This window comes from Carnobacterium iners (assembly GCF_900177385.1).
In the GTDB taxonomy this organism is placed as follows: domain Bacteria; phylum Bacillota; class Bacilli; order Lactobacillales; family Carnobacteriaceae; genus Carnobacterium_A; species Carnobacterium_A iners.
Genome location: NZ_FXBJ01000002.1, coordinates 744,141 through 757,992, shown reverse-complemented (window position 1 = coordinate 757,992; position 13,852 = coordinate 744,141). Strand labels below are relative to the sequence as shown.

At 31.6% G+C, this 13,852-nt stretch carries 14 protein-coding genes and 1 pseudogene; 3 read left to right on the top strand and 12 right to left on the bottom strand.

Going from position 1 to position 13,852, the window contains the following annotated elements:
• Positions 1-468: 468 nt before the first annotated feature.
• Positions 469-1,053, top strand: coding sequence for a GNAT family N-acetyltransferase (locus tag B9Y54_RS03905; RefSeq protein ID WP_085559056.1), 585 nt, complete (start codon positions 469-471; stop codon positions 1,051-1,053).
• Positions 1,054-1,210: 157 nt separating this feature from the next.
• Entirely contained in the window at positions 1,211-1,960 is a 750-nt protein-coding gene (locus B9Y54_RS03900) for a TraX family protein (protein ID WP_338064580.1), read from the top strand.
• 393 nt (positions 1,961-2,353) lie between these two features.
• Here B9Y54_RS03900 and B9Y54_RS03890 read toward each other — a convergent pair whose 3' ends face one another.
• From B9Y54_RS03890 to B9Y54_RS03840, 11 genes and pseudogenes are all read right to left on the bottom strand, one after another.
• Entirely contained in the window at positions 2,354-2,536 is a 183-nt protein-coding gene (locus B9Y54_RS03890) for a hypothetical protein (RefSeq protein WP_090005141.1), read from the bottom strand.
• A gap of 275 nt (positions 2,537-2,811) precedes the next feature.
• Positions 2,812-3,534, bottom strand: coding sequence for an HAD family hydrolase (locus B9Y54_RS03885; protein ID WP_085559052.1), 723 nt, complete (start codon positions 3,532-3,534; stop codon positions 2,812-2,814).
• 229 nt (positions 3,535-3,763) lie between these two features.
• Positions 3,764-4,411, bottom strand: coding sequence for a bifunctional 4-hydroxy-2-oxoglutarate aldolase/2-dehydro-3-deoxy-phosphogluconate aldolase (locus B9Y54_RS03880; protein ID WP_085559051.1), 648 nt, complete (start codon positions 4,409-4,411; stop codon positions 3,764-3,766).
• A gap of 32 nt (positions 4,412-4,443) precedes the next feature.
• A complete protein-coding gene (gene uxuA, locus B9Y54_RS03875) occupies positions 4,444-5,514 on the bottom strand; it encodes a mannonate dehydratase (protein WP_085559050.1) in 1,071 nt (356 codons plus the stop codon).
• A gap of 19 nt (positions 5,515-5,533) precedes the next feature.
• Positions 5,534-5,977, bottom strand: coding sequence for a PTS sugar transporter subunit IIA (locus B9Y54_RS03870; protein ID WP_085559049.1), 444 nt, complete (start codon positions 5,975-5,977; stop codon positions 5,534-5,536).
• An 88-nt stretch (positions 5,978-6,065) separates the two neighbouring features.
• Complete coding sequence (locus B9Y54_RS03865; protein ID WP_085559048.1) at positions 6,066-6,947, bottom strand: Yip1 family protein; 882 nt, start codon at positions 6,945-6,947, stop codon at positions 6,066-6,068.
• A gap of 84 nt (positions 6,948-7,031) precedes the next feature.
• Entirely contained in the window at positions 7,032-7,538 is a 507-nt protein-coding gene (locus B9Y54_RS03860; protein ID WP_085559047.1) for a PTS sugar transporter subunit IIB, read from the bottom strand.
• Positions 7,539-7,561: 23 nt separating this feature from the next.
• Positions 7,562-8,418, bottom strand: a pseudogene (locus tag B9Y54_RS03855) (PTS system mannose/fructose/sorbose family transporter subunit IID).
• 19 nt (positions 8,419-8,437) lie between these two features.
• Positions 8,438-9,274, bottom strand: coding sequence for a PTS mannose/fructose/sorbose/N-acetylgalactosamine transporter subunit IIC (locus tag B9Y54_RS03850; RefSeq protein ID WP_085559046.1), 837 nt, complete (start codon positions 9,272-9,274; stop codon positions 8,438-8,440).
• 11 nt (positions 9,275-9,285) lie between these two features.
• Positions 9,286-10,389 carry an iron-containing alcohol dehydrogenase family protein gene (locus B9Y54_RS03845; RefSeq protein ID WP_085559045.1) on the bottom strand — a complete coding sequence of 368 codons (1,104 nt, stop codon included), beginning with the start codon at positions 10,387-10,389 and terminating at the stop codon, positions 9,286-9,288.
• A gap of 17 nt (positions 10,390-10,406) precedes the next feature.
• Complete coding sequence (locus tag B9Y54_RS03840) at positions 10,407-11,405, bottom strand: D-isomer specific 2-hydroxyacid dehydrogenase family protein (RefSeq protein WP_085559044.1); 999 nt, start codon at positions 11,403-11,405, stop codon at positions 10,407-10,409.
• Between the two features lie 694 nt (positions 11,406-12,099).
• Between B9Y54_RS03840 and B9Y54_RS03835 the strand changes: the two genes are divergently transcribed.
• Entirely contained in the window at positions 12,100-12,948 is an 849-nt protein-coding gene (locus B9Y54_RS03835; protein ID WP_085559043.1) for a MurR/RpiR family transcriptional regulator, read from the top strand.
• Between the two features lie 486 nt (positions 12,949-13,434).
• Here the strand turns inward: B9Y54_RS03835 and B9Y54_RS03830 are convergent, their stop codons facing one another.
• Positions 13,435-13,818, bottom strand: coding sequence for a helix-turn-helix domain-containing protein (locus B9Y54_RS03830; RefSeq protein ID WP_234987804.1), 384 nt, complete (start codon positions 13,816-13,818; stop codon positions 13,435-13,437).
• Between the last annotated feature and the right edge of the window lie 34 nt (positions 13,819-13,852).

The following is a 13,852-nucleotide window of genomic DNA, read 5'->3' as shown; positions in this document are numbered from 1 at the left end:
TAGACGAATTAATTATTTCATGGTTACTACTACAAATATCATTAACTAAATAATCATACAAAACAACACATCACTAAACAGATATTCAAAAATACCTCTATTTAATGAAAAATTCGTTTAACGTATCCTTACTTATCTAAGTTTTTTAAATAAAACTATGTATCCTTTTTTTAGTCTTAGTAGTGTGATGGTAATACAGCTTTAGAACTAAGTCAACTTGAATGCTTAACTACCGTTCAAATCATAAAAATAAAGAAAGAACTATTTTCACTAGATTTAAAAAACTAAAAAACATCTCTTTACAAAAAAACTCATTACTTTTAGTGTATTAACGCAGTTTCTTTCTAGAATTATTTATCGTTAAGCTAGTTTATTAGATGTACAAATATTAATTTATTCATTCTTCTAGCTAATTTTGTGATAGTATTTAACTAAGATTTATTTTTACAAAAAGAGAGGAGGGCTTTTTTGTTGGATAAGACAATACCGTATGCAGAAATTTGGATGATCCGTTTACTAGAACTCCCGGTTATCGAACAACACTTACCTGAGGGCTTTCACTTTGCATTTTACCAAGAAGATGATGAAGTTGAATGGGCAGCTATTGAAACAGCTGTTTCTGAATTTGAGGATACAGTCCAAGCACTGGATTATTTTGAAGAGAAGTTTGCACCACACTTAAAAGAATTACAAAAACGTATGGTATTTGTCATAAATTCCTCAGGAGAAAAAATAGGAACCTGCTCGGCTTGGTGGAAAGAGACACCTAATAAAGAACGTTATCCGCTTATTCATTGGGTTGCTGTGAAACCTAGCTATCAAGGAAAAGGGATTGCAAAAGCTATGATGACCCACACTCTCAAGCTATTACAAAGTCTTGAGCATACTTCTCCTGTTTATCTCCATACGCAAACTTGGAGTCATATTGCTATTCGACTATACGAATATTTTGGATTTGAAATCTCAAGTAAAAATCTAGACGGAAGCCCTAATCTAGATTACGAAAAAACATTGCTTATTTTAGCTGAGTTAAAAAACCAAAATAATAGCTAGTTGTAAGGTTTATGGTAATTAATTGATTCATAGTAGCAATCATTTCGTTTTATGTATAAAATATTATGTACTACCATTACTTAATTTATTTTTTGATTCCTTATTCTAGCTAGAGTAGTTTAAATAGTAAAGTAACAATAAAAGGAGGAGATTTTTTATAAAAAAATCAGCTAAATTAAGTAAGCTGTCTTTTACCGGTAGCACGCTAAAATGGATTGCCATCGTTACCATGTTAATCGACCATATCGGCGCTTTTTTAATTGAACCTTATTTATTGAGTCAGGGAGTAAATACTGTCTCACTATTTTTAGCAACCGATTTGCCAACAGGTAGTTCTTATTACTTGCTTTATCAAACATATGTGATTTTTAGACTGATTGGAAGATTATCTTTTCCTATTTTTGCCTTTCTTCTTGTAGAAGAATTCCTCTATACGCGTCACTTAAAAAAATACATTAGTCAATTGGGACTGTTCGCTCTGCTATCAGAAATTCCATTTGATCTGGCAAGTAAAGGTGTCTTACTCGAATTTTCTCATCAAAATATTTTCTTTACGCTATTTATTGGTCTTTTATGTATCGCTATTTTTGATTTATTCGATAAAAAACAAGATAGCAAGTGGATCATACTTCTTTTAGCGCTTCTCATTAGTGAACTTTTAAAAGTAGATTACTCTATAATCGGTATATTAAGTATCTTTATCTTTTATTATTTTCATGACCACGTTCTATTGAGAACAATCTTAAATGGTCCATTATTTTTAATGAATCTTACAGCTATTTTTTCTTTCATTCCTATTCAACTTTACAATGGAAAAAGAGGTAAACAAAATAAAACTTTCTTTTATCTTTTTTATCCTGGTCACCTTATTTTATTGTTTCTAATTCGGATGATTTTCATTGCCTGATTTCAAGTAACGACAATAGCATATTAAATTTTTTAATTTTCCAGAAAATATTTTACGCACTTTCCTTCATAAATGCTCAAAAATAAATAGCAATAGAGTATTCACGTAGAAGCAAATATTATCTGATGAATAGATATTTAAAAACTTTGTATAGAAAAAAAATTAGACTTTACCTTTATGGATATAAATATAAAAACATCTACTAGTAGGTATTCTTCTCGTTCAAAGAATTCTTTGAACTTGATATAAAAAAGTTCCATTAACTTTACAATGGAACTTTTTCTTATTTTAGACTCACGCATTTGAATCTTATTGGTTAAATTTAGTAATTTTATTTCAATAGTCTTTATATCGAAAAGCACCTTATTAAGGTGGATCTCTTGTTCAAAACTTTTATCTTTTAAATTTGAGATTGTAGCAATTAAATTTACGAATTAAATTTCTATTGGTTTTATCCAAATCTTCATTAGCTTTAACTAAGTCCATATTAACTATTATAAGATTTGCATTCACTATATTTGAACTGGCTTCTCTTTCTTTCAAGGTAGCTATAATTTCTGTATCTGCTAAACTCATTGTCGTTCTTCGTGCGGTATCCATTGCCTTTTTAGCTATTAAACATGTAGCATTAGCTTCAGTTATCGTCGTTGTATTTTATCCAGCAGTAAGGGCATTGTCTCGAGTCAAGGTTACAGAATCAATAGCTTTTTATGACTAGCGTTATTTACTTCCAAAGAAGTAACGTGTGCAATTATTGCTAGTGAATACTCTTCATCACTTGTCTTTAAATTTTCAATATCTAACTTTAAGGATAAAATTTCATTCTCGAGTATTCTTTTCCATAAACCCTCTTAAAATTCAGTGTTTTTTGTTTTTTCTAAAAAATCTCTAACTTGTAAAAGATCAAGAAATTGATAATCTGCTGGTACTTTTTTCTCTTTTAAACGAGATAAATCTTTTTTTAATTTATGATGACCTTTTCTAGTAGGAAGATAGGTGATGTCATCTTCAACTAAGAATGAAACAATCCCTGCACTATGAGCTGCTTCAATACCAGCAGCAGAATCTTCGAGTACAATGGCATTACTACAAGTAATTTCACTTTTTTTACATGCGGACAAAAAAATTTCAGGATCAGGTTTACTATTTATTACCTCGTCTCCCGCTATAATTATATCAAAGTATTCAGAAATCCCTTCAATTTCTAAGTAATAGTTTACTTTTTCTCGATCTGATGATGAAGCAATAGCAATTTTAATTCCATTATTTTTAGTGAATTCTAGTAAATCTACTAACCCTTTTTTCTTATATACACGCTTCTCATGTGCTAAAATTTCATCTTTAAACATATTGATTGAATCACGCCACTCATCATGAGAAACATCATTACCGTACAGTTCTTCCATATGCTGACGGATACCTTTTTCTGTCCGTCCTGTTAAATAATAATATACATTATGAGTAACTTCAAAATCATGTTTTTTTGCTGATTCAAGATAAGCACGATAAGCTAACCGACCTGTATCAAACATTAAACCATCCATATCAAAAATAAGTAATTCAATCTTATTCATATACATACCTACTAACTAATTTATTTTTTAAAATTGAGTAAATTGTATTACTTTTGATTATTTTTTTATTTAATTGCATTAAAATTCTATGGTTATTTAATCACATTCTTTACGTATTCTTTATCTCAAAAAAAATTTTGTTTGATAAAATTATGATAAAAACTTAAAAAATAGTGCAACAACACTTATGTGCTATTACACTACTATTTTTAAAAATACTTTAGAGTCTCTATTTCTGTAAATTAATTTTATCTATTAATGATTTTAATGCTTTATCAGCTGTTTCTCCATCATCTTTTTTAATCAAAGATTCAGAGATGATAAATGAACCCCCAACTGCTACTATATGGTCATTTTGAACATATTCCATAAAGTTTTCTTCATTAATACCACCTGTTGGTAAAAACTTAACATCATAGAAGGGACCACTCAACGCATTAATTGCTTTTAATCCACCATAAATATCTGCAGGGAAAAACTTGACCACCTTGATACCATATTCCATAGCACGTTGAATATCTCCAGGTGTTGCCGTTCCTGGAAAAACTGGAACGTCTTGTTCTATACAATATTCAATAACTTCAGGAACAACTGCTGGTGAAACAACGAATTTCGCACCATTTTCGATAGCATCTTTTGCTTCTTTCTGTGTTCTTACAGTTCCTGCTCCAACAATTAACTCATTAGACTGAGATAATTTTTTAATAGCTTCTATTGCTAAATCACTTCTAAATGTTACTTCAATAAACCGCACGTTATTTTTAACTAAAATATCCTCTAAGCGATCTAAATAAGTAAGGTCTGTTGCAGTATAAAGAGGTAACAACTTTACTTGCTCAATTTTTCGATAAATTTCATTTCCCATATTTGCTAACATAATAATCTCTCGCTTTCTAGTATAAAGAACCTTTACTTTTCTTTTGACTTAAGAATAGCTTCATGTAGACCTTGCATATAACTAAGACCCATTGCGCGATCATAGAGACCATAACCAGGCATTGCAACTTCGCCCCACACAGTACGACCATGATCTGGGCGAACGACTCCATCGAAGCCTACATCTAGCAAAGCTTTCATTATTGAATACATATCTAATGATCCTTCAATACTCAAATGCGCTGATTCCTTGAAGTGACGCTCACCTAAAAATTTAACATTACGGAAATGAACAAAATTGATTTTATCTCCAACTTCGTGAATAATTTTGACTAAATCATTTTCTGGATTTGCTCCAAGTGAACCTGTACACATAGTAATACCATTATATGGAGAATCTATAATACTAAGAATCTTTTTCAAGTCTTCTGAATTCTTCGTGATACGAGGGAATCCAAATATTTCAAATGGTGGATCATCTGGATGAATCGCCATCTTAACATCTACTTCCTCACATACTGGAATTATTTTCTGTAAGAAATAAGTAAGGTTATCAAATAATATTTCTTCTGTTACTCCTTCGTAAGTCTCTACTAAACTACTAAATTTATTCAAACGCTCTTCTTCCCAACCAGGTAGGCTAAATCCTTTAGATTGGCTATGGATAAGTTTGAACATGTCACTCGCTTCTATATTATCTACAACAGCTTGATCGTAAACAAGAGAGAAACTACCATCACTATTCTCATAAAATAAATCTGTTTTGGCCCAACCGAAAATTGGTTTGAAGCTATAACAAATCATGTTAACACCGCATTCAGATAAATTTCTAATTGTTTGAATATAATTTTCAATATATTGATCTCTTTCAGATGTTCCAGCTTTTATTGCATCATGAACGGCTACGCTCTCTATCCCTAAAAATTCTAAGCCTTTCTTTTCAACTGATTCTTTTAGCTCTTGAATTTCAGGAACTTCCCATATATCTCCTGGTAGTTTGTTCAATAGTGTACCCACAATCCCATTCATCCCAGGTATTTGTTTGACATTTCCCAACGGAATAGTGTCATTTTTTTCCCCGTACCATCTAAATCCCCACTTCATTATATCTCTCTTCCTCTCATTAAAAGTCATCCTCATCTTGGTCATCACTTATCATCGATACGTGCCATACACCTAGACTATCGGTTGCTTGTTTGATTACAGCTTCTGCAATTTGTTCTACTGGCGTTGATAAAATTTGATGGTTAATTGTTTCTAATAACATTGGAAGATTAACTCCACCGATAACATAAACTGAATCTTGCAATTTTTTATCTAGACTATTTGTAACAATAACTGATTGGTTATAAGGACTAGCACTTACTAAGTCTGCTAATACGATGACACCTTCACTTTCATTAACTTCATGTATTGCCACTTTAATTTTTGCGCCTAATTCTTGAACATCGTCTCCTGAATTCAAATTTACTGTCGTAATATTATTAGTTTCACCCATAATCACTTCTGCTGAATCTTTCAATCCATCACTTAATTTCCCATGTGTTGCAATGACAATCCCTAGCATTAATAATCCTCCTTATATTGTAAAATAATTTTAAAAAAAACTAGTCCTTTTTCTCCCGACAACGATTACACCGAAGAATCAGAAAAACTTATTTAAATAGTTCTACAACTTTTGTTAAATTTTGCATATTTAAAGTCTTTCGTTTTAAATCTGATTTTTCTAAATAATAGTTACTCTCTGATTCCTTTTCCAATATCCTTGCGCTAAAAACATAATTAAAGTTTTGATTCGATGAAGGATGATCAATTTTTAATTCTGCAACTTTTTTCTTAGAGAAATCGTTTCCTGAAATGTGCAATGGTGCTTCTGAGCCTATGCTATCCAAAATGAACATAGTTGCTTTCTCTTTATGAGAAGCACTTAACGCTTCTAGACCGACTTCTCCAAAACTTCCTTCATCTATAAAAGCAAAGGCTGTTTTTTCATCTTTTGTTTCACTAATTATTTCTAATAGTGCAAGAATTGATGAGGTATTACGAACAAGCGTCTTTCGACTTGGTAATCCTTTCGCAACCTTACCTAATAATAGGAAATAGATACCGTAAATAAGAACAATTAAAATAGTCGAAAACGAAGTTAAATCAAAGGCATTCGTTGCATATTGCATATAAACAAGTGTTCCAACAATTCCTAATAGAATCATCAAAATAGAACTAACTAAAATGAAACTAAGCGTTCGTTTCTTCTGTTCTTTTAAATTGAATAATTCATAAGCACCATAGCTTTTAGGAGGCGTATCATAATATGTGCAAATGATCCGATCTGCTTTTTCGATATTACCAACGTAAACATTTCTCAAAGCATATTTTTTATGACGATTGTACTCAACCACTTGTACATCTTCTCTCATTTCAGATATATCCGTCACTAATGCTGAAAGAAATCGTCCTTTACTCTTATCAGTACTCCGTATCCGATAAATGTATTGATATCGAAATAACCAATCTTTAAATTTTTCATTTTGCTGCATAGTATTTACCACCTATCCTGGTCACTGTATCCTCTATAGAGAAAAGTAGGTGTTTTTAGTACCTACTTCAATGTCAATATTATTTTATAAATCAAATTGTTTTAATACATCTTTTAAGCTTGATTTTGGTCCGGATGGTGTCGCTTGGAAATAAATATCCTCAACCCCATATTGCTCATTTAGTTCCTTTAATTTTCCAGCATCAGATTTATTCAAATAAACAGACTTAGTTACAAAAATATCTGTTTCTGGATTTTTTTGCGCAATTCCACCAATATTTAATTCTTTCATAGGCACACCATTTTTAACTAAATCATAAATGACACTAATTGTTTTAGTAATTAAAATGCAATTGTATTCTTTAAATTTATATTCGTCCCAGTAAAACTGTGCTTTTTCTGGCGTAACGACAATAGTCTTTTGTCCTGTACGACTTCCGGCATTTTTGTATAGCTCACGCATAAATTTATCTTTTGCAACTACTTCGTCTACAACAAAAATTGAATTTATTCCTTGTTTTTGTGACAATGTCATCATTACTTGTCCGTGGATTAGACGTTCATCGACACGTGCCAAATTTACTTCTCCCATTATTGAACACACCCTTTTTTAAATTATAGAATTCCGACACCAGCTAAAACAATCAGTATTCCTGTCAGCCATAACAAGGCTTGGGTTACTTTCAACCCTTTCTTTGTATAGAACCAATAAACGCCCATTACGACTGCTAACGGTAATATTCCTGGAATAATTTGGTCAAGAATATCTTGAATGATGAATTCTTTACCAGAAATATCAAATTTTAATGCTGACGAAACTTTTACATAGTTTCCAGCTAGAATCCCCATCATGAATAGACCTAGAACTGAAAGTGTTTCAATTGCTTTTTGGATACCCGAACTTTGCATTAGACCTGCTGCACTCCGACCCATTGCAAAAGATTGTCTTGCAAAGAATAATCCTAAAATTACTTGATAAAGTGCAAAAGCTACAAATGGGAATAGCGCCCCTAAAGGACTTCCTTGTTGAGCCCATGGAAGTGCAATCGCAATAAAAATGTATTGAACAGTACCTGAATCAATCGCATCTCCAATTCCTGCAAGAGCACCCATTAAACCAGCCTTTGTGTTATACAATAAATCATCTTGCATCAAAATCTCTTTGTTCCCACTCTCTTCTTCAGCACGTTGCTGTTCCATAGAAGACATCAGGCCGGTAATAACCCCCCCCCCCAACTAAGTTGAGTATTGAAGAATAACAATTGACGTTTATATGCTGCTCTCAATGCATCATCGTCTTTATATAATTTTTTTAATATCGGCATCATCGCATACAGCAACGATGGAGCCAAGTAACGCTCGAATGAATGGGGTATTTCATTTGCAAAGTGCCATCTAAGATAGGCTTTAGTAACATCTTTTGTTGTAATTTCTTCTGGTGTAAGATTTTTATTTTTTGATAATTCTGTCATTTTATTCCCTCCTTGTAGATTAAAATCCATCGTCATACTCATCGTCTTCAGAAAAAGAAATACTATCATTTCCTGTGCTACTTGCTACTTTTCCATTTTTTCCACTTTGGGATTGAACAAAAATCAATGCGAATATAACACCAAAGACTGCGTATGCAACCATCGTAATTTCCAGTGGCATTAAAATTACGCTCATAAAGTATGCAAGAAAGAAGAAGACCATGTAATCTTTACGTCCAATGACATAAACAGTTGTTGCGATTCCGATTGCTGCCAATCCACCACCGACAACTTCTAAAATATGAATAATCACCGTTCCTTCAAGAGCTACAATAAGATCTGCGATAATAGGTGCTCCTAAATAAAGAGCAAAAAATACTAATGGTGTAAATAGCAAAAATGATGCTATCGTTGGATAGAGAATAATCGAACGTGAAATGCCTTTTGAATTTAGCTTTTCTACGGCTCTGTCTGTATATTTACCTAAGAACGTATTAATAAAGAAACGGAATTGATATAAATAACTTCCCAAAAGTCCTACTGGAACGGCTACTGCAATAGCCGCTTCTGGCGTAAGGTTTCCCATTAAAGCTACTGGTACAGCAATGGCTGCAGCAATTGATGGCTCTGCAGGCATTGTTCCGCCTGGTGAGAAGATACCCATGTAAATCATTTGTAGTGCTGCTGTTACGATCATCGCTTGCGCAACATCGTCCATTACAATACCTACAACAAGTCCTGTCATTAATGGAGAGAAACGCAGGGTTAATGTTGCCCCTCCTCCTAGCCATCTTGACATTACGGCTGCAGTCCATAAAGCGATTAATAAACTTTGTACTATACTTAAAGTTTCCATATGTCCTCCTCTTAAATCTTAGTAGTGTATTTTTCTAATTCTAAAATTGAATCCAATAGTAATTCTTTCGTAATGAGAACTGGTATCAGGTGAACCTTTTCTTTTGAGTCAATAAATTCAACCAATTGATTAAGAATTGCCTCATCTTTTGGAAAAATACCCATTTGATGTAAAGATACTGGTAAATTTAATTCCTGGTAAAACGGTAATAATGCATCAATCATTCCCCATTTTTTTTCAATCGCTAGTTGATAAAAAATACCATACGCAACTTTTTCACCATGAAGGAAACGGTGACTATCAGGTATGAATTTACTCATAGCGTCGTGCATAGCATGTGCAGCAGCATTTCTTGCATACTTATCGCCTAAACCTCCAACTAAGCCAGCAACGGCAAAGATAATTTCAGAAAGATGAACAAACTCTTCTGTCACTTCTAAATTTTTCATATCAGTAATTGCTTTAGTTGCATTACTAGTAATCGTATCTTTGCAAAGTTGTGAAGTATGACTTGCCATTTGTAAAAATGGTTCATTCTGTAAATATTCTTGTTGTAGTATAGCGTCTGATTCATACCATTTAGCTAATGTATCTGCTAGACCTGCAATAAAATATTCAACAGGTGAATCTATTATAAGTTCAGGATCTGTGATGAAAAATGAAGCTTGCCTTAGGTAGTGTTCTGTTTTCCCCTCTGCTTCTCCACTTTCTTTGTACATGACTGACAATGGTGTCCACGGAGCACAATTACTAGCTAAAGTAGGGATCACACCAAAATTTATATTAACTATATGTGCTGCATAACCAACTAAATCTACTAGTTTTCCTCCACCTACACCGATAATAAAGTCAATATTTTCTTCTTTTACTATCGTAGCAATCTTACCCGTACCATAATAACTACATTCACCAGTATATTGATGGTAAGAAAATGTATAACGACTATCTTGTAGAAAATTTAGTTTAGGTTGAGCTTTTTCCCAAGAAACTGTTCCATGAATGATCAGTATGTTTTTTGCATCATACTCCACTAAAACATCAGGTACAAAATCAATCGCACCAATGTGATAGCGATAAAATTGTGGTCCTACTTTAACTTTCAAATCATTTAGCATTATTTCAACTTCCTTTTTTAAACAAGATATTTACTATACTCTTGTACGGCTCGCTCAGGTAGTTTTCTTCCAACAATATTTTCAACATCGCGAACGCATTTATTTCCCATTTCTTCTAAACATTCCATTGTATAGGCTGAAGTATGTGGTGTCACAACTACATTATCAAACGCCAGATATGGATGGTTTTTATACCCGGGTTCTTCTTCTAAAACATCTGTCGCAAATCCAGCAATTTTCCCTGAATTTAAACCACTTACGATTGCTTTTTCATCTACTAAAGCACCTCTTGCACTATTAGAAATATAAACATTATTTTTCATTTTTTCAATTTCTTTTGTGGATATCATATGATAATTTTCCTCTGTTAAATTAGCACATAGGCAAATAATATCTGACGTTTTTAGTAATCGATCCAGCCCTACTTTCTTTGCACCATGACTTTCAATATGCATTGCAGATTTATAAGGATCATAGGCTAGCACGTCGCAGCGAAAACCATTACGAATAATTTCTACGACACCGCTTCCAGTATTTCCTACACCAATTACTCCTACTGTTTTATTAAATAATGTTCTTCCAACAAATTGAGCACGATCTACCCAAAGTCCATTTTTAACTCCTGTATTTGCTTCAACTGTACAACGTAAAGTTGCTAATAAATTAGTCACATTATTTTCTGCAACTGCATCTCTTTCTACAAGTGCCGGAATAATTGTAACAAGTGTATCGTGTTCTTTAGCAGCTTCAATATCGATATTATTATACCCAATTCCATGCCTAGTAATTAAAATAAGTTCATCTTTATGGTCAAAAAAATCCTGTGTAAAGAATGGTGTAACACTAGCTATGATAACATTGTATCCATGAAGAATTTCTGCTAAATCTTTCCCAGTAATATCTCCATCAACAGTAAAATGGTTGACCGACCCTAGCTTTTGAAGTCGTTCTATATGTTCTGGAAAAATTTTTCCAAAACTACTTGAATTAACAATTGCGATATTATATTTTGACATCTTCGATACTCCTTCACTTTTTTTGCTATTGAATACCCTAAAACATCTTCCTATAAAATAAATTCTTCATGTACTTTTTTAGTAGCATTCAAAGCTTATAATCATCTAACTATTATTTTTACATCTTACAAATACTCTTTTGGGTAGAATGTAAGATTTTATTTTTTCTAGGCTTATAATATTAGCCTCTAATGATAGCGCCTCCAATCTTTATAACTTAATTATACAAAAAATATTTTTTTGTCAACCCTATAAATAAAAGTTTTTTTTATTTATAGGAGACTTTAGCTTCTTTCTATCTTAAACATTTTTATTACTTACTTTTAACTTTTAATCTACAAAGTAATCTCTTCTCATTATTTTAACAAATAGTATAAATAAACTATTCCCACTTAAATAAAACTAAAATATTTTTTCTTCTATAAAACAGAGAATAACAGCAAAAGGTAGTTACTCGTATATTAGATTTATAATTTCTCAAAAATATGAGAATTTTTATATTGTAAACAATTAAATATTTTTGTTCTTATACTATCTTTTTATTTGAACTACTTATTACTAACAATTTATTAATAAAAATGATATATTTTTATTAATAAATATATGGAAAAATTTTTTTGCCTTTTCAAAAAAATTACTGTATCGTTGTACTAACCTAAAAAAGAGATAAATATTATCTCAAGGAGGAATAATAATGACTGTCTCTATTCGATTACAAATCAAAACTATGTATAATGACTTTAGTATAAAAGAACAAGCAATTGCTGATTATATTTTAGAAAATTCGGGTAAAGTAGGCCATAGTTCTATTAGTGACTTAGCAAATGAATTAGAAATTGCTGATTCAACTTTTTTTCAATTTACAAAAAAAATAGGTTTTAACGGATTCAAAGATTTTAAAATCGCCATGCTGATTCAAGAAAATGATTTATCCGCTATCTCAATCCATGAAAATATTCAAAAAGATGATACTGAGTTAACGATGGCACAAAAAGTATTTGATTCTAATATTTCAACATTAACTGATACTAGAAAATTATTACGAGAAGAAGATTTAAAACAAGCAGGAAATATTATTAATAGTTCTAAACGTTTATTTCTTTTTGGTGTCGGAGGATCTGAAATTGTTGCTACAGATGCTTATCATAAATTTTTACGTTCCCCTATTCCAGTCTTCCATAGTACAGATTACCATATTCAACTAATGGAAGTTTCTTTAATGACGAATGAAGATTGTGCAATCATAATATCCCACACAGGGAGATCTAAAGAAACAATATGTATCGCTAAATTTGTGAAAGAGTCTGGTGCTAAAATTATTGTTGTGACAAGTCAAGCAAGCTCTCCTTTAGCTAAACTAGGAGATGTTGTTTTCCTTTCGCTTTCTGAAGAAACTGAATTTCGCTCTGAAGCATTGGCTTCTCGTATTGCACAACTAAGCATTATAGATTCGTTGTATGTTATCTTTAGATTTTTTAATCAAGAAAAGTCAGAAAAATCTATCACTAAAGTTCGTCATGTAATTTCAGGAATTAAAAAATAAAGTGACTCTATATAATCCATTTAATAAGATGCTAAATAAATTGTTTTATTACTGTATAACTAATTAACAAAAAGGCGGTAGATAATTAATTTGCCTATCATCTTTTGGTTAGCTAATACTAATAATTTTTATTTTCTTACTTTTATAGGAAGTCTCATATGTAAAAGTCTTAAGCTCTCTTGGAATGCATCATTAGTTTCAAACCCATATGTCAATTACTTAATTAGTCATCAACTTTTAGGTCTATTTACTATTTCTACCTACTTACTTACTTGCTTACAAAATGTAAATTCAGTAGAACTATCCTTAAAGAGATTCTGTTGATTGATAGATTCAATTTCTAATGTAATCTAAATCCGTAAATCTTATTGATTATCCTAGATATTCAACAGTCGTGGTTCCCCAACCAAAAAAATCTCCTAAAAAACTATATACAAGGAATAAATTAAAGGCTATACAGCAAACACATGCTAAGTAGATTAGCTTTTAAGATGTGTTTGTTTTTTTATTTCTATTTATTAAAATAGGAGAAATAAATAAGCCTACAGGAGCTATTAAGAAACTAAGAAAAATCAAAACTAATAAAATTAATCGTTCATCTTTTATACTTGTATCTGATTGGAATTTATTTCCTATTTCAATCTCTTTTATCTTGTTTTTATTTTTTAGTTCTTGATTTCCTTTTAGTAATTCGTCAGCTGAAACGTCATAGTATTCGCTCAATTTCACTAAATTATCCAAATCAGGGTAACTATTTCCATTTTCCCATTTTGAAATGGATTGTCTTGAAATAGATAAATGATCTGCTACATTTCCTTGCGAAAATCCTATATTCATTCTACCTTTTTTTAATCTTTCTCCATGCTCCATAGTTTCCACCTTATCTTTTGCTTTTTTTTATCAT